The sequence below is a fragment of the Pseudomonas sp. NFACC14 genome, assembly GCF_900106885.1.
Lineage (GTDB): Bacteria > Pseudomonadota > Gammaproteobacteria > Pseudomonadales > Pseudomonadaceae > Aquipseudomonas > Aquipseudomonas fluorescens_AA.
The window spans coordinates 38,864-58,807 of sequence record NZ_FNOA01000019.1 but is presented as its reverse complement, the minus strand read 5'-3'; the positions used below and the strand labels follow the sequence as shown (position 1 = coordinate 58,807).

The following is a 19,944-nucleotide window of genomic DNA, read 5'->3' as shown; positions in this document are numbered from 1 at the left end:
GGGCTGGAATAACCAGCCCTTTGTCGTTATTTCGATAGATCACCAGGCATAAGATGCGCCGAGGTTGACGCCCCAGGGTTGCTTGATCTTGTCGCCATGACTGTAGTCGAGGTCGGCATGCAAGCGGACCTTGTCCGTGACCTTCATCGCCACCCCGCCACCCAAGGCCAGGCGCGAACCGGACAGGTCGTTGTCGAAACGGGTGTTGTTGACCTTGACCTCGTTCTCCTTGGCAAACTCATGCACCAGGGCCGCCTTCAGGTACGGTTGGAGAATCTGCCCACCGCCCAGGTTGATATCCCGACCCACCGTAGCGCCCGCCGTGCCCAGCAGCGAATGACTGCGGCTGCCCTCGGCGGTCATGCCGTTATCCAGCGAGTAGTCCTTGCCTTGCACCACCAGCGCGGCCGCCTGGACAAAAGGTTCGACGAAGTAACCGTCGTCGAGCTTGATATGCCGGCCAAACTCCAGCGTGGTGCCCACGCCATGGGTGTCATAGCTGCCCTTGGCCTTGGCACCATCGCTGAGGGCCACCTTGGATTCGTTCTGGAAGCGGTTCAGCTTGAGCACGCCATCGAAGTAGTAACCGCTGTCGGCATCCAGCCAGGTGGCATAGGTACCGACATAAAAGCTGTCCACCTCACCGGAGGTGCCGTGCTTGATCTGCAGGTCGGAACGGCTGTAGCCGCCCAGCAGGCCGATCACCCATTGGCCGTCGCCCAACGCCGGGACCGGCGTATCGACCCCCAGGGACAGGCCGTGCTGGGTCTGTTTGTAGGCCATGCCGGATTCGGCCGAGACATCGAAACGATTGCCATAGGTACGGATCCAGCCGCCGGCCTGGCCGCTGTTCATGCGCACTTCACCCATGCGGGTGCGCAGGGTGCTCAGCTCGCCGTACCAGGCCGAGCGCGAGGCATCGAACAGCGCCAGCACCGAGGCAGTGCCCGGGCTGATCACCTTGCTGGCAGCGTCCAGGTACCAGTCATTGGCACCCACCTGCTGCAAGTCATAGGAATAGGTACCGAGGTCGACGCGACCGTTGAGTAAGGAGAACGCAGCGTCGCCGCCGGCGGTGTGCACCACATGGATCTGCTTGTCGGACAGCGGATCGGCGCCGCTGCTGGCGATGTCCAGGGTATGGCTGCCGGTGGCGGTGCCGGTGACCTCGAGGAAGTCAGTCTGCCCGCTGGCAAAGTCGGTGTGCATGATGAAGTTGCCATTGCCACTGAGGTTGGCCACCGACAGGCGCAGGTATTCATTCGACTGACCGAACTGCACCGAACCACCGCCCATGTTCAGGTTATTCAGTTGGCCGTCCTCGACCATGATCCACTTGCCCTGGCTGTTGAGGTCCAGGGTCTCGACATTCTGCAGGCGCCCGGTCAGGGTCGCGAAGTTCTGCAAGGTGAGGTTGGCCGTGCTGCCGTCGTTGACGATCACATCGCCCACCAGGTTGCTATTGTCCACGGTGGTGTTGGCGATGGCGCCGTTCCGCACCTCCAGCACCACGCCGTTACCGCCTACCAGGGTCGAACCATTCTTGATCAGGATCTCGGCTGGCTCCGAAGTGGCGCCGGGGTCGGTGACACTGATGGCCGCGCCGGTCAAACCTTCGACATGGGTGCCGTCGAGCTCCAGGGTGCGCGACGCCCCGGCCGGGCCACTGCCACTGGACATCATCAGGATGCCATTCTGGCCACCGCTGATGGTGCTGGCCCGTGCTATCACCGAAGCTTCGGTCATTTGCAGGCCGATGCCATTGGCATCGGTCGCCGTGACCGCCGTGCGCGACAGGTCAAGCACCCCCAGGCTGGCGACGGTGACACCGCGGTTGCCGCCGGTAATCGAACTGTCGGCGACACTGGCCTGGGCCCCAACTCCCGAGCCGACGGTATGCCCTAGGAAAAGCCCCGAACGGCTGCTGACGATGGTGCTGCCATTGATGGTCGCACTGCTCTGCGTCAGCGTGACGCCGTTCGTAATTCCAGTGGCGTTGACAGCCGAGCCGTTCAGGTTGAGCTGGGAATCGGTTTGCACGACGATTTCATTGGTCGTCGCGCCGTTGGCGGTGAGCTGGGCGTTGTTGCGCACGGTATAGCGGTCCAGCGGCGCCGTGCCGTCAATGACCACCGGGCTGCCGCCATCGATGATCATGGCGAATGCCGGTTGGCTGACCATCAGAAAGGGGGCGATGGAAAGCAGCTTCAAGGCCAGGGGCAATGGGCACAAGGTAAAGGTTTTTACACACGTCATGGAAAGCACCGTAGAGAAATTCCGGTTTAACACCAACGTCGTAGGTAAATTCCAGAAACTACGTACGACACCATTCAATAGGCGCCGAAGACTACAGATTGACCCTAGTGCGCTATGTAGGAAAATTCCTATTGATGTAGAGATTATTCCTTAATCTCATTCCGTTCATTGGCAAGAGACTCCGTCGGCGCCCAGGACACCGTCTGCGGATCCTGGGCACGTCGGAAATTTCAAGGCGTGGGCACGACGATATCCAGGTCACAAGTTGCGCCAGCCGACCCCAAGGCAATCGACACCATCTTGCGCAGCTTTATCGAGTCTTTTCCCGATCCATCCACGGGAATGGTGTAATCCACCTCAACGAAGGCGTGCCTGTTAGTCCCCACGAGTGGATCTGTAGGTAAAACATGCGCGTCATACTCAACAAACCAATCAACACCGGTGGTTTGCGCGCCGTCTGGTATTGCAAACGTTGAATTCTTGTCAACCGCATCGATAGGGGTCGTACCATCGGCCCCGAAGGCCCGCCAACGCAGTGTAATGTCATCTCCTGGTACCAGATAGGACGAAGGCGGAACCTTAATCCTGTATCCAACGACTCCGCCTACACTACGTAAATGAGTGCAGTTGATCACTGGACCTGGAGTAGAGCCCATATCAGGAAAGGAAGGTTCAGGGAGGTTGACCCTGATAGCGTTGACCCCAACCTTGGTCGTCACCGATTCCTGGTCATTGTTAGGAAAGTTGATGGGATTACTCATTACATACATCACCGGCAGTTCGGGGTGCGAACCACCGCGTTCGATCTCATCCCAGGTAACATTGATAACGATGTCAGTGAGACCGGGTCTTTCCGCGCCAGTGGCTGCATAGGTCTCAGTCACGGGCACACCCTTCCAGTACAAGGTAAAGATATCGCCAACGACGATTGGATACGGTGCCTTGAACTTGGCGGTGGCAGAACGACCGAAATCTGCATCGGTCAGTTTATTGATACCACCGGAATCACCATATACCGTCACCTTGTCCAGCAACGGGTTAACTGGACTGGGATCCGGATCGGCCGGATCGACTGGGCCCGTTACGGAAAAATCGACATCGACATCGATAGTGGTGGGGTTGGGGAAAAACTCGACGGTCGGTGCCCGCTCGACCCGATAGCCGACCGAAACGGTTTGCACCCCCGGGTTTGTGTAATCGTATTGTGATTTCAAACGATCCCAGGAAACCGGTATCCGAAATACGCTCGGCGGCACCTCGCCCACCGGAAATGCAGACAATTTCGACGCCCCCCACTCAACGAAAATATTGTCTTCCGGCTCAGGATTGTCGTAAAGAGGAATATCCACCGTCACCCCGTGATCGGCATCGTCGCGATTGATCAAACCATCTGCCGCCAAAGGGACGGTATGCGGGTGCAGATTAGTCGGTAAAGCCCCCAAGGCCACCGGCACCTCCTTTACCCACGACAACTTACTGACATTTCCCGCCGGATCAACCAGCACATAACTCACATAATGTGTACCGGATCCAAGGGGCTCGACCCTGTCTCTGGGAACTTTCACCTTTCGTAGCGGAGGTAACAGGATTGTTACCACTGGGTCGATAGGGTCTGAAGGTTTTGGAGGAGCGTCGGCCCAGCCGACCGCAACGACAATACGGTCTTTGTCCGGATCATCGAAATCAGAAATTTCACATTCAACGCCGTCTTCTGCATCCAAGGTGGCGTCCGTTATCGGATTTGAAGTGAGTATTACCTCTGGTGGAATATCATCAGGATCTTGTAGATGAAGATAAGGCCCTGTTTTATCTAAACGAATCGGAACTTCTTCGGACCAGTCCTGATTGCCATCCCATAATATGACAAAGTAGCGAAGCATTAACTTACCTTCCAGGCCATCGTGCTTTTCCACTTCGATGGTACGGCCTATAGGAAAGTTGATCGATCCGTCGTTCCGTAGTATTTCGGTGTCCCTAACCGTTTGGAACTCTTCTTCACTTTCCCGTCGCCACTGTAATTTTAGCTCGGTCTCAAAGATAGTACCGTCAGGATTGGGGTCGGACTCAAGGCGAAAGGCAGGAATCTGGATGCGGATCGGCGCATCGAGCACTCGCCTGGGAAGCAATCCATCCGGGTCGCCAGGTATCGCATCTACAACAACGGGAGGGGTCATCTCACCGACGAGCCTCGGCTCTTTCAATGACCTGTCGTAAGCTTGCCGAGCCTCTTCGCCTTTACGCTTCCTGTATACGCTGCTCATCGCCAGTCCTCGCTCTTGACTTGAATTGTGTCCGCCACGGGCAAACCATGACGGTGATTAATTCAGCCACCTGATCGAGAAAACAGTCCGCAGACACTTCGCAGGTATTGGATGGCCGCTAAGGGCCTGGCAATGATTTAAAACTCTATTGGCGATCACCGATACTGTCAGAGTTGACAGGTGGTTTGATTAAATCAGGCCGAAACCAACCCTACCAACACCGCCACTTCCAACAGTTCAAGCAACGCCCCGGCTGTATCCCCGGTGCAGCCCCCCAACCTGCGCACCATCATCCGCCGCAAGCCAACAAGCACTCCCAAGGCAATCACCAGCGCGAGTATCCCGTTCCACCCAGTCACCAGCACGCAACCCAGCGCACATCCGGCTAACACCCGCCACCCAGCGCGCCGCGGCAGATGATCAGCCAACGCCTGCCCCAACCCACCAGCACGCACATAAGGCGTGGTAAGAAACAGCCCAAGCAACGTCCCGCGCCCCAGCACCGGGACGATGAGCAAAGCCAGACTCTGGCCTTGTTCGATCAGCGCCAGCAGCGCAGTGAACTTGAGCAGCAACACCAGCACCAGGGTGATGACCGCAATCGGCCCGCTGCGCGGGTCTTTCATGATCAACAGCGTGCGTTCGCGATCGCCGAAGCCACCGAGCCAGGCGTCGGCGCTGTCGGCCAGGCCATCCAGGTGCAGGCCGCCGCTGAGCAGGACCCAAGCGGTGAGCAGCAACGCGGCGTGAAGCAGTGGCGGTGCGCCGGTCAGCAATGCATTGAGCAGCCAGAGCAGGCCGCCGAACAACAAGCCCACCAAGGGGTAGAACAGCAAGGAACGGCCCAGTTGTTCAGGTTCGGGCATGCCCGGCAATCGCACCGGCAGGCTGCTGAGAAATTGCAGGGCGATCCAGAATGGCAGCATGCCTAACCCACCTCGTTCAGTGCGGGACCGGATGACACCTGAAGAGCGAACAGCGCGCCATGTCCGACTTCGACATTGAGCAACTGTTCGCGCGGCAGACCACGGGCCTGGGCCAGCAACAAGCGCATCACGCCGCCGTGGCTGACCAGCAAGATACGCTGGCCGGCATAGGCCGCGTGCAGCCGTCCCACCGCCGCCAGGACCCGTCTGGAAAATTCCAGCACTGGCTCGCCGTCGGGCGGCGTGAAGCTGTAAGGGTCGGCCCAGAACCGCCCCAACGCCTCGGCGTCGGTCTCCATCAAGGCCGCCGCGCTGCGACCTTCCCAGGCGCCAAAATGCAGCTCTTGCAGGTCTTTGTCCAAGTGCACCGGCACGTTGAGCCGGGCGCCGAGTTGCTCGGCGAAACGGGCGCAGCGCTGCAAGGGTGAGCTGACCAGGCGATCCCAGGGCCCGCCTTGAGCGACGGCGGTGTGCATCTGCTCCCAGCCCCTGGCCGTCAAGGCATCGTCGAGGCTGCCGCGCAAGCCGCCGCCCAGTTCGGTTTCGCCGTGACGCAGCAGGTCCAGGCGCAGGGTCATGCCGGGCGGTCCGCCACGGCCGCTTCGGCAAATGTCGCCATCTGCCCGTGAAGGTCACACGCCAGGCGCAACAGCGGCACCGCCAACGCCGCGCCACTGCCCTCGCCCAGGCGCAGCCCGAGATCCAGCAGCGGTTCGGCGCCGAGGGTTTCCAGCACGTGACGATGGCCCGGTTCGGCGCCGCGATGACCGAACAGCAGCCATGGCCGGCATTCAGGATTGAGGCGCACCGCCACCAGGGCCGCGACGCTGCAAATGAAGCCATCCACCAGCACCGCGACACCCTGCTGAGCACAGGCCAGGTATGCACCGACCAACGCGGCGATTTCAAAACCGCCGAGGTTGAACAACGTCTGCAACGGGTCGTTACCCTGGGCAGCGTGCAACGCCAGGGCCCGTTCGATCACCTGGGCCTTGCGGCTGACACCTGCGGCGTCCAACCCCGTGCCCGGCCCGACCAGATGCGCCACCGGGCAGTCGAGCAAGGCGCAGGCCAGGGCGCTGGCGGCGGTGGTGTTGCCGATGCCCATCTCGCCGCCGATGAACAATTGCGTCCCGGCCGCGACGGCACGCAGCACACTGTCGCGCCCGGCGTGCAAGGCTTGCTCGCCCTGTCTCACCGTCATTGCCGGGCCCTGGGCGAAATTCGCCGTGCCCGGCCCCAGGTTCAGGTGCCGCACACCGGGCAGGTCCAGCGTAGGCGTGACGGTGCCCAGGTCGACCACTTCCAGGGACGCGCCCAGCTGTCGCGCCAGGACGCTGATGGCCGCGCCACCGCTGACGAAATTGAGCAGCATTTGCCCAGTCACTTCCTGGGGAAACGCCGACACGCCTTCGGCGACTACACCATGGTCGCCGGCGAAAATCGCGATCCACACGTGATCCAGGCTCGGTTTGAGCTGCCCTTGCAGACCCGCCAGTTGCACCGCCACCGATTCCAGCCGACCCAGGGAACCGGCCGGTTTGGTCAGTTGTTGCTGACGGGCCGCGGCCAGTTCCAGCGCTTGGTTATCGACGGGCTTGCACGGTTCCAGCCACCAGCGATGATTCATAACGCAGTACCTTTGAGAGTCAGGGGCAGGCCAGCGACGGTCAGCACGACGCGCTGACAACGTTCGGCCAAGGCTTGATGCAGCCAACCGGCTTCATCGACGTAACGGCGCGTCAGCTCGCCCAGCGGCACGACACCCATGCCGGTCTCGTTGCTGACAAAAATGATCTCCCCAGGCAGCGCGGCCAGGCTGTCCAGCAGCGCTTGGCGCTCGGCGTTCAGTTGCTCGGGAGCGTCGAGCATCAGCAGGTTGGTCAGCCACAGGGTCAGGCAATCCACCAGCAGGCATTGCCCGGGGGCGGCGTTTTCCCGCAGCACCCGGGCCAGGGCCAAGGGCTCCTCCACCAGCGCCCATTCGGCCGGCCGCCGGGCGCGATGCTGGGCGACACGATCGTTCATCTCACCGTCCAGGGGTTGGCTGGTGGCGATGTAGGTCACTGGCAAGCCGGTGTCCGCCGCGAGTTTTTCAGCCAGGCGGCTCTTGCCGGAGCGGGCGCCGCCGAGGATCAGTTGCAGCATGGGTCATTAACCTTTATTTGGCGGTGTGGCGACTGGCGCCATCGCGAGCAAGCTCGCTCCCACAGTTGATCTGGGGTGTACATAAATTCTGTGCTCATCAGAAATCCAATGTGGGAGCGAGCTCGCTCGCGATGAGGCCAGCCCAGCCACCTCAAATCCCACAAAGCTCACGCAACAATCCAGTATCCAGATGCCGCTCCACCAGATCCGCCAACCGCTCGATGTCCCGCTCGCGCAAGCCGTGATAATCCACCGTTTGCACATCCGCCAACCCCGCCCAACGCAACAACGCGCTGCTGGCCTGGGGCGACTCGAACAGCCCGTGCAGGTAGGTGCCGAACACCTGTGCGTCGAGGCTCTGGGCGCCGTCGCAACGGCCGTCTTCCAGGTGCACCGCAGCATTTTCCAAGGCCGGGCCGGTGGTCACGCCCGCGTGGATCTCATAGCCGCTGACCTCGGCCGCTTCCAAGGCCAGTCGCCCACGCACATTGCGCAGTTGCTTCTCGTGCTCCAGGGTCGTTTCAAAATCCAGCAGGCCCAGCCCGGCACTGGAACCGGCCGCGCCTTCCAGCCCCAACGGGTCGTGAACCTGCTGGCCAAGCATCTGCAAACCGCCGCAGATGCCCAGCAATTTGCCGCCGTAGCGCAGGTGACGATGGATCGCCGTCTCCCAACCGTTGGCTCGCAGGTAGGCCAGGTCGCTGCGCACGCTTTTCGAGCCGGGCAGGATGATCAGGTCGGCCGGCGGGATGGGCTGGCCGGGGCCGACGAATTGTAGGTCGACCTGAGGGTGCAGGCGCAACGGATCGAAATCGGTGTGGTTGCTGATGCGCGGCAAGACCGGCACCACCACTTTCAGCACCTGCTCGGCCTTGTCGATCTGACGCTGATCGAGGCCATCCTCGGCTTCCAGGTGCAGATCCATGACGTACGGCAACACGCCGATCACCGGTTTGCCGGTGCGCGTCTCCAGCCAGTCCAGGCCCGGTTGCAGCAAGGCGATGTCGCCACGAAAACGGTTGATGATGAAGCCCTTCACCCGCGCCTGCTCGCTAGGGGAAAGCAACTCCAGCGTGCCGACCAGATGGGCGAACACTCCGCCGCGATTGATATCGGCGATCAGCAGCACCGGGCAGTCCACCGCCTCGGCAAAGCCCATGTTGGCGATGTCACCGGCGCGCAGGTTGATCTCCGCCGGCGAGCCGGCGCCTTCCACCATCACCACCGCATAGGCCGTGCTCAAGCGCGCGTGGGAGGCCAACACCGCTTGCATCGCGATGGCTTTGTAATCGTGATAAGCCACGGCGTTCATGGTGGTGACGGCACGACCATGGATGATCACCTGGGCGCCGGTGTCGCTGTTGGGCTTGAGCAGCACCGGGTTCATGTCGGTGTGCGGTTCGAGCCCCGCCGCCTGGGCTTGCACCGCCTGGGCCCGACCGATTTCGCCGCCGTCAGCGGTCACGGCACTGTTGAGGGCCATGTTCTGCGGCTTGAACGGCACCACGCCCACGCCCTGGCGCCTGACCCAGCGGCACAAGGCCGTGACCAGGGTACTTTTGCCGGCATCGGAGGTGGTGCCCTGCACCATCACTGTGGTCATGGGTTGTCCTTGGCGTAGGCCTCGAAGGCTTGTTCGAGGCGCAGGAACTCGCTGTCGTCGGCCGGCAGCCCGAACCGCAGGCTGCTGGTATTCACGAACAGGCGCAGGAGAATGCCGCGATGGGCCATGAAATCGTGAAGCCCCTGGGCGTGTTCGGTGACCAGCCATTGGAACAACCCGCAGCCGCCCTGCGGCTTGAAGCCGTGGCGTTCGAGCAACAACGCCAGGCGTTGGCTGGTGGCTTCGCAGCGTTGACGCTGGTCTGCGTGGGCAGCGCTGTCCAGCAGGCACGCCTGGCCCAGCACCCGGGTCGGCCCGCTGACGGCCCACGGCCCGACCTGTTCGGCGAGCAACTTGAGCAAGCGGCGTTCGGCCAATACAAAGCCCAGGCGAACCCCGGCCAGGCCGAAGAACTTGCCGAACGAACGCAGGACGATCAGCCCGACCAGATGGGTGTATGCCGCCAGGCTCAGCGCCGGTGTGACGTCCATGAACGCTTCATCCACCACCAACCAGCCACCGCGCTGGGCCAGGCGGGCATGCCAATCCAGCAAGCGCTCGGGCGCCAGGCTCAGGCCCGTGGGGTTGTTCGGATTGACCACCACCAGCACGTCGAGGCTGTCGAGGAAGAAATCCACTTCCGCTTCCAGTACTTCGCGCACGATATAGCCGCTGCGGCGCCAAGCTTCGGCGTGCTCGGCGTAACACGGCGACAAGACGCCGACCTTGCCGCTGCGACGCAGGCGCGGCAACAGCTGGATGGCCATCTGCGAACCGGCCACCGGCAGCACATCCAACGCACCGTAGTAATCGCAGGCGGCCTGCTCCAAGCCATCATCGGCTTCCGGCAGGCGCGCCCAAGCCCGCAGGGGAATCGCCGGGACGTCGAACGGCCAAGGCGCGAGGCCGCTGGACAAGTCGAGCCAATCGGCCTCGGCAATGCCGTATTGCCGGGCCGCGTTGCGCAAGCGTCCACCGTGCTCAAGCATAGAACTCAGCTCCCAGGCAGAGAATCAGCAACCACAACCATACCCCGCGCTGGACCAATTGCCAGCCGCGATCAATGGAATCGGCACTCGCCGGCACACCTTCGCCCAAGGGCGGACGTTGGTGCAGTTCGCCGTGGTAAACCGCCGCCCCGCCCAGCTCTACACCCAGCGCTCCGGCCCCGGCGGCCATCACCGGTCCGGCGTTGGGGCTGTCCCAGGTCGGGCCCTGGCTGCGCCAGCACTTGAGCGCCAGGCGGGTTTTGCCGAGTAGCGCGTAGGTCAACGCCACCAGGCGCGCCGGAATGTAGTTGAGTACATCGTCGATCTTGGCCGCCGCCCAGCCGAAGCGCTCGAAGCGTTCGTTGCGATAGCCCCACATGGCGTCGAGGGTATTGCTCAAGCGGTACAGCACCACCCCGGGCGTGCCGGCCACGGCGAACCAGAACAACGCGGCGAACACCGCGTCGCTGCCGTTTTCCAGCACCGACTCGGTGGCGGCGCGGGCCACGGCGGTTTCATCCAGTCCAGCCGTCTCGCGACTGACCAGGTAGCCGACGCGCTGGCGCGCCTGTTCCAGATCACCGCTGCGCAGTGCCCGCGCCACCGGCTCGACATGCTCGCCGAGGCTGCGCAGGCCGAGGGCACAGTACAACGCCAGGATATCCACCAGCCAGCCCACCATCGGCGCCCAGGACAGCGCCGTGGCGAGCAAGGTCAACGGCACCACGGCGATCACCCAGGCCGTTACCCCGTGGCTGCGCCAGCCACGTCCGCCTGAGTTGAAACGTTGTTCGATGCGATCGGCAAAGCCGCCGAACGCCACCAACGGATGCCAGCGCCGGGGCTCGCCCAACAGCGCATCCAGCGCCACCGCGGCGGCACTGAGCAACGCCACGCTCATGGGCTCACCCCCCAACGGTTTTCATACAGCAGTTCATTGAGCGGACGCGGTTGCGCCCAACCTTCCAAGGCGAGCATCGGCGCTGGGTAAAAACCCTCGACCGGCCCCAGGCAAAGAATCGCCAGCGGCTTGGCCCCGGCGGGCAGGCCCAGCAGGTCGGCCAGGGCCTGAGGTTCGAACAATGACACCCAGCCCATCCCCAGCCCTTCGGCGCGGGAGGCCAGCCACAGGTTCTGGATGGCGCAGGACAGCGAGGCCAGGTCCATTTCCGGCAAGGTCCGACGACCGAAGATGTGCCGCTCGCGATCCTCCATCAACGCCGCCACCAGCACTTCGGCACAGTCGTCGATGCCTTCGACCTTGAGCGTCATGAACTCATCGCTGCGCTCGCCCAGGGCCTCGGCGGTGCGAATGCGTTCTTGCTCCACCAGTTGGCGGATCTGCCCACGCAAGGCGCGGTCGCTGATGCGGATGAATCGCCACGGTTGCATCAGGCCGACACTCGGGGCCTGGTGCGCGGCTTCCAGCAGACGGCGCAGCAGGGCCGGTTCGACCGTGCCGCCGCTGAAGTGGCGCATGTCACGGCGTTCGGCGATGGCGCGGTAGATGGCGTCGCGTTCGGTCTGGGAGAAAGCGTTGTCGGTCATGGCCTTTTCGCGAGCAAGCTCGCTCCCACAGGGTTCAGGTGATCAAATGTGGGAGCGGGCTTGCTCGCGAAGGCGGCATCAAGGTCAGGCGCAAACAACGCGGCAATCGCCCTGGGATTGGACGGAAAATAAAAATGCACATAGGAAGCCGTCATCCGCCCCTGCCGGAAAACCGCCTCCGCCCCTCGCCCGCCATTGGGGCTATGGCCACGGGCAATCGGTTCAACCTCGGTGCTGGTCAGGGAATGATGATAAGTGTGCCCACGCAGGTTGCCTTCCGGCAGATCCACCGACTGCAATGCCAGGGCCGCCAGGCGCTTTTGCATCTGCGCATCGCCGGCCAGCAAACCCAACAGTTCGGCGCGCACGCCGTCGACATCGGTCAATGAATCGAGCAGATACAACATGCCGCCGCATTCGGCGAGTAACGGTTTATCGGCGGCGTGGTGGGCACGGATCGCGGCCAGCATCGGCGTATTCCGGGCCAGCACAACGTGGTGCAGCTCCGGATAACCGCCAGGCAGATAAAGACTGTCCGCCTCGGGCAGTTCGGTGTCATGGATAGGTGAAAAAAAGCTCAACTGCGCACCCATGGCCCGCAACAGATCAAGGCTTGCGCCATAGGTGAAGGCGAACGCTTCGTCACGGGCCACGGCGATGCGCACCCCGGCGAGCCACGGCTCAACGGCAATCACCTGCGGCGCGGCGAATTCCACCGCAGGCGGCAGCGCCACTTCGCAACTACCGGCCAAGGCATCGGCCGCCGCGTCGAGGCGCAGGTCGAGATCGTTCAATTCACTGGCCTGGACCAACCCGAGATGACGGCTGGGCAATTCGATGCCGGTTTCCCGCGACAGCGCGCCGTACCAGCGCAGGCCTTCGGTCAGGCTGCCTTCGAGCAATTGCGCGTGACGCAAGGTGCCGACCCGGTTGGCCAAGACCCCGGCGAATGGCAGGTCCGGTTGATAACGGGCCAGGCCCAGGGCCAAGGCACCGAAGGTCTGGGCCATGGCCGTGCCGTCGATCACCGCCAGCACCGGTACGCCAAAATGCCGCGCCAGATCGGCGCTGGACGGGGTGCCGTCGAACAGCCCCATCACCCCTTCGATCAGGATCAGGTCCGCTTCGGCGGCGGCTTCCCACAACAGCCGGCGACTTTCCTGCTCGCCGACCATCCACATGTCCAATTGATAGACCGGCGCGCCGCTGGCCCGCTCCAGGATCATCGGATCGAGGAAGTCCGGGCCGCACTTGAAGACGCGCACTTTGCGTCCCTGGTTGCGATGCAACCGGGCCAGCGCCGCGGTGACGGTGGTCTTGCCTTGTCCCGAAGCCGGGGCGGCGATCAGCACCGCCGGACAGTGGCGGCTTGCCAGGCAAGGGTCACTCACAGTTCGACGCCTTTCTGCGCCTTGATACCCGCCTGGAACGCGTGCTTGATCATGCCCATTTCAGTCACGGTGTCGGCCAGCTCGATCATCTCCGGCTTGGCGCCGCGACCGGTCACCACCACATGCTGCATCGGCGGACGCGCCTGCAGATCGCTGAGCACCTGATCGAGGTCGAGGTAGCCGTGCTTGAGGGCGATATTCAATTCGTCGAGCACCACCAGGCCGATGGACGGATCGCTGAGCAACTGGCGCGATACCGCCCAGGCGGCTTCGGCGGCGGCGATGTCGCGCTGGCGGTCCTGGGTTTCCCAGGTGAAACCTTCACCCATGACATGAAAACGCACCTGCTCCGGGAAGCGGCGAAAAAACAGCTCTTCACCCGTGCTGTTGCGCCCCTTGATGAACTGCACCACCCCGCATTGCATGCCATGGCCCATGGACCGTGCCAGCATGCCGAACGCCGAGCTGCTCTTGCCCTTGCCGTTGCCGGTCAGCACCAGCAGCAAGCCGCATTCGTTCGGCGAGTTGGCGATGCGCTCGTCGATCACGGCTTTCTTGCGCTGCATGCGCGCCAGGTGGCGTTCGTCGCGCTCAGGGGTATCGGTCATGGGGAGCTCTCCGTTGGGATTGGATAACGGCGGGCGGGGCACAAAAAAAGACGGCAGCAAGCCTGGCATCGCCCACCGTGATGCCGTTGGATGAATCAGGCCGGTCTCCGGGCTCATGAGCGGCGTGGCGCCGGGCTGCGCGCCTTCCCATGTCATGCGACACAGTGGCTTAGGCACAGCGTTGACTCATTTACCGTTGCGGGGGCAGCGCCGGGTTCGTGTGCACTCACCGGCTTCCCTGTTTCACTCTGTCGAACACAGTCACAGAGCACCTGAAACAAGCGGCGAAGGTTAGAGGGTTGGGGGTGGAGCGTCAATTAAAGCCGCCTGTCGGGGCGCTCATTGGCACGGATCAATAAAATGACGTCAATCTTGTGTGATGCTGCGGCAAGTGATATCAAAGCGACATTACGACCCGATATCACAAGAACAAGAGGGCAAAACATGCAAGGCATGCTCATCAGCAATCCAAAACTGGAATTCCTGCGCCCGGTGCTGGAACGTTGGTTTGATTGTATCGACCGCTACAACGCGGTGCGCGGCGATAACGACACCCCCTACTGGTTCGATGAACGAGCCAATCTCAGCTTGTTGTCGGCCGCCGCCTGGATGGCCGAGATGGTCACGCTGCAGAACGCGCCGACCCGCAAGCAGAATGAAGAAGGCGAACGCAACGTCAGCGCCGACCTGTTCATCGCCAGCACCGATGAGCGTGCCTTCATCCAGGCCACCCAACGCTGGCCCAAGGTCAACAACCTGAACCTGACCCAACCGCTGTTGGAAGCCACCAGCGATGCCAAGCGCATCAGCTACGCCAGCGACCTGAAGCTGGGCTGCCTGTTCGTCTCGCCGCAAAAAGCCCAGCAAAGCGCCACGCCTGAAGAACTGCAGGACATGATCGACGACTTGCAGAAGGAAAACACCTGCGCCGTGGCCTGGTACTTCCCATACGCCTATCGCAAGTTGCGCAACGAGGCCGGCCAATACCATCCAGGCATTGCCGTGCTGTTCAAACAGGCCCATGGCTGACTCATTACTGTGGGAGCGAGCTTGCTCGCGATAGCGGCGCACCTGGCAACATCTATATTGACTGTCCTGCCGCCATCGCGAGCAAGCTCGCTCCCACAAGGTTTTGCGCGCAGTTTGAACCATCCGTGCGTCTACGCTTCTCTATGAATAACTATATGCATTCATAGGGAAGCCAGCATGTTCAAGCCACCTCATCTCCTGATTGTCGCCCTCGCCGCCGGGCTTGCCGCCTGCGGCGAATCGTCCACCCTGCAGGTTTCCGACGGCACCGGCCCGGCACCGAAACTGCCTGAACCGAACAAGACCCTAGTCCCCACCGTCAACATCGCCGAAGCCGTCGGCTGGCCGCAAGGCGCCAAGCCGACCCCGGCCCAGGGCCTGCAAGTAGGCGCGTTCGCCGAAGGACTGGATCATCCGCGCTGGCTTTACGTGCTGCCCAATGGCGATGTGCTGGTGGCCGAAACCAACGCCCCACCCAAACCGGACGATTCCAAGGGCATCCGTGGCTGGGTGATGAAAAAGGTCATGGGCCGCGCCGGTGCCGGCGTGCCCAGCCCCAACCGCATCACGCTATTACGTGACGCCAACCACGATGGCATCGCCGAAACCCGTACGGTGTTCCTGGAAAACCTCAATTCGCCGTTCGGCATGACCCTGGTGGGCAATGACCTGTACGTGGCCGACACCGACCGACTGATCCGCTTCCCGTACAAGGACGGTGACACACAGATCAAGGCGCAGCCGACCAAGGTCGTCGACCTGCCGGGCGGCACCCTCAACCATCACTGGACCAAGAACGTGATCGCCAGCCGTGACGGCAGCAAGTTGTACGTCACCACCGGCTCGAACAGCAACGTCGCGGAAAATGGCATGGAGGCTGAAGAAGGTCGCGCCGCCATCTGGGAAGTGGACCGGGCCAGCGGCAATCACCGGATCTTCGCCTCAGGCCTGCGCAACCCCAACGGCCTGGCCTGGGAACCTCGCAGCGGGGCCCTGTGGACGGCGGTAAACGAACGGGACGAGATCGGCAGCGACCTGGTGCCGGACTACATCACCTCGGTCAAGGACGGCGCGTTCTATGGCTGGCCCTACAGCTACTACGGACAGCACGTCGATACCCGGGTCGAACCACAGAACCCGGCCCTGGTGGCCAAGGCCATCGCCCCGGACTACGCCGTCGGCCCCCACACCGCCTCACTGGGCCTGACCTTCGCCGAAGGCAGCACCCTGCCTGCACCGTTTACCGAAGGGGCTTTCGTCGGTCAGCACGGCTCTTGGAACCGTAAGCCCCACAGTGGCTATAAAGTGATTTTCGTACCGTTCAACGGCGGCAAACCCGTGGGGCAACCGGTGGATGTGCTGACCGGCTTCCTGAACGCCGACGAAAAAGCCCAAGGCCGGCCGGTGGGCGTGGTCATCGACAAGCAGGGTGGTTTGTTGGTGGCTGATGACGTGGGGAACAAGATCTGGCGGGTGTCTGCCAAATAGTGCTGATCGCACTCTCTTGTGGCGAGGGGATTTATCCCCGCTGGGCTGCAAAGCAGCCCTAAAGCCTGAAATCCCGAATTTTCAGGCCGATCACATCCAAGCCACTATTTTAGGGGGCTGCTGCGCAGCCCAGCGGGGATAAATCCCCTCGCCACAGATTTGCGCTGGCCTGAACATTCGCATCAGGGATTACGCGCCAGGTGTTCCGACTGCAACACACGCTTGGCGCCCAGGTAAGCCTTCTGCCAATAGGCCTTGGACAGGCTGTCGAGCTTGACCGTGCCGCCCGTGGCCGGCGCGTGGACGAAGCGCCCCTCGCCGACATAGATCCCGGCATGGCTGACCTGAGAGCCGCCGTTGGTGGCGAAGAAAATCAAATCGCCGGTCTGCAAGGCGTTCTTGCCGACATCCGGCGCGCGCATGCCGATCATCTCGCGCGTGGAGCGCGGCAGGGAAATACCGGCGGCATCGCGGTACACATAACCGATCAAGCCACTGCAGTCGAAGCCCGAATCCGGTGTATTGCCGCCCCAACGGTACGGCGTCCCCACCAGGCCCAGCGCCCGGAACAGGACGTCTTCGGCGGCCGGTGAAAAGGATTGCGGGGGAGCAAAGACCACCGGGGCCCGCACCACAGGTGCTGGCGGCGGGGTACGGCTGGCGCACGCACTGAGCAGCGCGGCGAGGAAGATGAGCGCAAGGCGGGCCGACGTCGACATATGCAGAACAATCCTGATCTGGATGCGGCTTTTCTGCCGTGGGCATGAAAACAAATCCGCCTGCGTAGTACGCAGGCGGATTGCCATCAATCAATGATCAAGGATTCTAGCGGCTATGTGGCAAACTTCAAGTAAGACTTTAAGTTTGCCTTACAAACTGTGTGCTTACTTGCGAGCAGTGACCACAGTCGGTGCCATGGCGAGGGCGCGCTTGGCTTCGATGAAGGTCTTGCTCCAGTAGCTGTCGCCCAGGCTGTCGATGCGCACGCCACCGCTGCGGCGGCTGCTGGAATGGATGAACTGGTTGTCGCCCAAGTAGATACCGGCATGGCTGACGCGACCGCGACGACCGTTGGTGCTGAAGAACAGCAGGTCACCGGGCTCCAGCTGATTGCGCGCTACCAGTGGGGCGTTCACGTTGATCATTTCGCGAGTGGAGCGCGGCAGGTTCATGCCAGCCTCTTCGCGGAACAGATAACCGATGAAACCGCTGCAATCGAAGCCTGCTTCGGAAGTACCGCCAAAACGGTAGCGGGTACCGATCAATGACATGCCACGTTCCAGGATGCTGTCAGCCAGTACTGGAAGCTGGTAAGGCTTGCTGCCAGCGAAGGCTGCGAGCTCTTTGTCGGAAGCCATTTCTTCCTGGAACGCAACGGAGGAAGACTGGGCGGTAACGGAATTCTGGACCCTTGGTTGTGGCGCTTGCTGGGACACTGGAGAGTGGGCAGCGCAACCGAACAACAGGGTAACGAGTGCGAGAGGCACGAGGGGTGCGAAGCGATTTAGCATGGGCACGACCGTGGCTGAAGTAGTAAAGATGGCGAGACTATGCCTTCTATCAACCTCATTTGCAAATTCAATCGATGCAAATGTGACTTCTCGGTTTTACGTTTACATCTAAGCGCTTAAGCCCAGTTTGAACCTTACGCAGCCTGCAACCCAGCAGGACCGCGGGTTTCGCCGCGTCCAGAACAGGCCATGAGCCACTACTTACAACGGTTCTACCAGCCCAAAGTTTCTTTCAAAAAAGGAATAGTCAGCTTGCGCTGGGCCTGGAGCGAGGCTTGGTCGAGGCGCTCGAGCAGCTCGAACAATGCGCTCATGCTGCGGGTGCCACGAGTGAGGATGAAATGCCCGACTTCGTCGGTCAGGTGCAAGCCACGGCGGGAGGCACGCAGCTGCAAGGCTCGGAGTTTGTCTTCGTCGGACAATGGGCGCATCTGGAAAATCAGCGCCAGGGTGAGACGGGATTTGAGGTCCGCCAGTTTCACCGGCAGTTCCCGAGGCGACGTCGAGGCGGCGATCAACAAGCGCCGACCGCTGTCGCGCAACCGATTGAACAGGTGAAACAGCGCTTCTTCCCAGTCAGCCTTGCCGGCCACGGCCTGGAGATCGTCCAGGCAGACCAGTTCGTACTGTTCAAGGTTGTCGAGGATCTCAACGCCGCGATCGAGCAACTCGGCCAACGGCAGGTAAACAGCAGGCTCGCCCAATTGCTCGAACCGCAGGCAAGCGGCCTGCAACAGGTGCGTGCGCCCTACCCCGTCCTTGCCCCACAGGTAGATCAGGCTTTCGGTCCAGCCGGCGTCGGCTTCGCAAAGCCGCTCGACATAGCCGAGTGCAGCGGCATTAGCGCCTGGGTAGTAGTTGATGAAGGTGGCGTCATCACGCAGACGCACACCTAGGGGCAGCTGAATCGGTTTCATGCTGACTGAACAGTTCCAAGGGAACCGTTAGTGGCCTCTGTGTAAAGTTCGCAAAGTTTATACCCGTGACACGGACCGCACAATGCGCCGGACCACGAGCAAAATCAAAGGTTTGCAGCAGCAAGAGAACGGAACGTCGGTTTCCCTGACGCCCCGTCGCGGATTTGCCCTACAGATCAGGGTCTTCAGCGCCGCTATAAATGTCCGAATCCTTGTACAGATCGTGCATATGCCGCACCAGCACCATGATCACCGCCGCCACCGGCAGCGCCAGCAGGATCCCGGTGAAACCGAACAACTCGCCACCGGCCAGGATCGCAAAGATCACCGCCACGGGATGCAGGCCAATGCGGTCGCCCACCAACAGCGGCGTCAGCACCATGCCCTCCAGGGCCTGCCCGACCATGAACACCGCCACGATGCCGACCATCGGGTACAAGTCGCCGCCGAACTGGAACAACCCGGCGATCAACGCCGCACCGATCCCAATCACAAAGCCCATGTACGGCACGATGGCCGCCAGCCCGGCGATCAAGCCGATCAACAGCCCCAGCTCCAGCCCCACCAGCATCAAGCCGGCCGCGTAGATGAAGCCCAGGGCCACCATCACCAGCAACTGCCCCCGCACGAACGCCCCCAACACTTCATGGCATTCGCCGGTCAGGGTCATGATGCGTTCTTCACGCTGACGTGGCAGCAGGCTGCGGATCTTGGCCATCATCAGGTCCCAGTCCCGCAGCAGATAGAAAGCCACCACCGGAATCAGCACCAGGTTCGCCAGCCAGCCGATCAACGCCAGGCCCGAGGCCGTGGCCTGGCTCAACACCACGCCAACGATGTCGGTCGTCTGGCCCATGTGCTCGCTGATGGCGGCCTTGACCTTGTCGAACTTCCAGAAACCGTCGGCCAAGCCCAATTTCGACTGCACCCACGGCATCGCGCTGTGCTGCAACCAATCGAGCATCTGCGGCGCCAATTCGTACAGGCGCACCAGTTGCTTGGCGAGCATCGGTATCAGCACCAGTAACAGGGCGCTCACAATCAGTGTGAACAGCGCAAACACCGTCACCACGCCCCAGGTCCGCGACAGGCCGAGTTTTTCCAGGCGATCCACCACCGGATCGAACAGATAGGCCAACAGCAGCGCAACCAGGAACGGTGTGAGGATCGGATGCAGCAAATAGATAAGGGCGAACAGCAGGGCAACCCCACCCAACCAGAACCAACGCCGCGTATCGCCCATGAACCACTCCTAGCTATATAAAGAAA

Annotated in this window: 18 protein-coding genes and 1 riboswitch; of the genes, 2 read left to right on the top strand and 16 right to left on the bottom strand. The window is 62.0% G+C overall.

The annotated features are described in order from the left end of the window. Positions 1-39: 39 nt before the first annotated feature. The 12 genes from BLU85_RS23295 to cobO all read right to left on the bottom strand — a co-directional run bounded on the left by BLU85_RS23295 (position 40) and on the right by cobO (position 13,730). Positions 40-2,256, bottom strand: coding sequence for an autotransporter outer membrane beta-barrel domain-containing protein (locus tag BLU85_RS23295; RefSeq protein WP_092204065.1), 2,217 nt, complete (start codon positions 2,254-2,256; stop codon positions 40-42). 230 nt (positions 2,257-2,486) lie between these two features. Then, positions 2,487-4,517, bottom strand: a complete 2,031-nt coding sequence (locus BLU85_RS23290) for a hypothetical protein (RefSeq protein ID WP_092204064.1) — start codon at positions 4,515-4,517, stop codon at positions 2,487-2,489. Between the two features lie 194 nt (positions 4,518-4,711). Beyond that, complete coding sequence (locus BLU85_RS23285) at positions 4,712-5,443, bottom strand: adenosylcobinamide-GDP ribazoletransferase (protein WP_092204063.1); 732 nt, start codon at positions 5,441-5,443, stop codon at positions 4,712-4,714. 2 nt (positions 5,444-5,445) lie between these two features. Then, positions 5,446-6,021 carry an alpha-ribazole phosphatase family protein gene (gene cobC, locus BLU85_RS23280; protein ID WP_092204062.1) on the bottom strand — a complete coding sequence of 192 codons (576 nt, stop codon included), beginning with the start codon at positions 6,019-6,021 and terminating at the stop codon, positions 5,446-5,448. After that, complete coding sequence (gene cobT, locus BLU85_RS23275; RefSeq protein WP_092204061.1) at positions 6,018-7,073, bottom strand: nicotinate-nucleotide--dimethylbenzimidazole phosphoribosyltransferase; 1,056 nt, start codon at positions 7,071-7,073, stop codon at positions 6,018-6,020. Before cobT ends, cobC begins: the two co-directional genes overlap by 4 nt. Then, positions 7,070-7,591: a bifunctional adenosylcobinamide kinase/adenosylcobinamide-phosphate guanylyltransferase gene (gene cobU / locus BLU85_RS23270; protein WP_092204060.1), complete on the bottom strand. Its 522-nt coding sequence runs from the start codon at positions 7,589-7,591 to the stop codon at positions 7,070-7,072. Before cobU ends, cobT begins: the two co-directional genes overlap by 4 nt. A gap of 151 nt (positions 7,592-7,742) precedes the next feature. Then, complete coding sequence (locus BLU85_RS23265) at positions 7,743-9,194, bottom strand: cobyric acid synthase (protein WP_092204059.1); 1,452 nt, start codon at positions 9,192-9,194, stop codon at positions 7,743-7,745. Beyond that, the gene (cobD, locus tag BLU85_RS23260) at positions 9,191-10,183 is read right to left on the bottom strand and encodes a threonine-phosphate decarboxylase CobD (RefSeq protein ID WP_092204057.1); all 993 of its coding nucleotides are present in this window, start codon (positions 10,181-10,183) and stop codon (positions 9,191-9,193) included. Before cobD ends, BLU85_RS23265 begins: the two co-directional genes overlap by 4 nt. After that, positions 10,176-11,084, bottom strand: a complete 909-nt coding sequence (gene cbiB, locus BLU85_RS23255; protein WP_092204055.1) for an adenosylcobinamide-phosphate synthase CbiB — start codon at positions 11,082-11,084, stop codon at positions 10,176-10,178. The genes cobD and cbiB overlap by 8 nt, the downstream gene beginning before the upstream one ends. Then, positions 11,081-11,731: a 5,6-dimethylbenzimidazole synthase gene (gene bluB / locus BLU85_RS23250; RefSeq protein WP_092204053.1), complete on the bottom strand. Its 651-nt coding sequence runs from the start codon at positions 11,729-11,731 to the stop codon at positions 11,081-11,083. The genes cbiB and bluB overlap by 4 nt, the downstream gene beginning before the upstream one ends. Continuing rightward, on the bottom strand, positions 11,728-13,122 hold the full coding sequence (locus BLU85_RS23245; protein WP_092204051.1) for a cobyrinic acid a,c-diamide synthase CobB: 1,395 nt from the start codon (positions 13,120-13,122) through the stop codon (positions 11,728-11,730). Before BLU85_RS23245 ends, bluB begins: the two co-directional genes overlap by 4 nt. After that, a complete protein-coding gene (gene cobO / locus BLU85_RS23240) occupies positions 13,119-13,730 on the bottom strand; it encodes a cob(I)yrinic acid a,c-diamide adenosyltransferase (RefSeq protein ID WP_092204049.1) in 612 nt (203 codons plus the stop codon). The genes BLU85_RS23245 and cobO overlap by 4 nt, the downstream gene beginning before the upstream one ends. An 80-nt stretch (positions 13,731-13,810) precedes the next feature. Next, positions 13,811-14,021, bottom strand: a riboswitch (cobalamin riboswitch). Between the two features lie 153 nt (positions 14,022-14,174). Here cobO and BLU85_RS23235 point away from each other — a divergent pair. Then, complete coding sequence (locus tag BLU85_RS23235) at positions 14,175-14,759, top strand: hypothetical protein (RefSeq protein ID WP_092204047.1); 585 nt, start codon at positions 14,175-14,177, stop codon at positions 14,757-14,759. Between the two features lie 177 nt (positions 14,760-14,936). Next, entirely contained in the window at positions 14,937-16,247 is a 1,311-nt protein-coding gene (locus BLU85_RS23230; RefSeq protein WP_092204045.1) for a PQQ-dependent sugar dehydrogenase, read from the top strand. A gap of 182 nt (positions 16,248-16,429) precedes the next feature. Here BLU85_RS23230 and BLU85_RS23225 read toward each other — a convergent pair whose 3' ends face one another. The 4 genes from BLU85_RS23225 to BLU85_RS23210 all read right to left on the bottom strand — a co-directional run bounded on the left by BLU85_RS23225 (position 16,430) and on the right by BLU85_RS23210 (position 19,918). Next, positions 16,430-16,966 carry a C40 family peptidase gene (locus BLU85_RS23225; protein ID WP_092204043.1) on the bottom strand — a complete coding sequence of 179 codons (537 nt, stop codon included), beginning with the start codon at positions 16,964-16,966 and terminating at the stop codon, positions 16,430-16,432. 165 nt (positions 16,967-17,131) lie between these two features. Continuing rightward, positions 17,132-17,758, bottom strand: coding sequence for a C40 family peptidase (locus tag BLU85_RS23220; protein ID WP_092204041.1), 627 nt, complete (start codon positions 17,756-17,758; stop codon positions 17,132-17,134). A gap of 212 nt (positions 17,759-17,970) precedes the next feature. Beyond that, positions 17,971-18,675 (bottom strand): DnaA regulatory inactivator Hda, encoded by a 705-nt coding sequence (gene hda, locus BLU85_RS23215; protein ID WP_003178999.1) that lies wholly within the window; start codon positions 18,673-18,675, stop codon positions 17,971-17,973. Positions 18,676-18,844: 169 nt separating this feature from the next. After that, positions 18,845-19,918 carry an AI-2E family transporter gene (locus BLU85_RS23210; RefSeq protein WP_092204039.1) on the bottom strand — a complete coding sequence of 358 codons (1,074 nt, stop codon included), beginning with the start codon at positions 19,916-19,918 and terminating at the stop codon, positions 18,845-18,847. Positions 19,919-19,944: the final 26 nt, after the last annotated feature.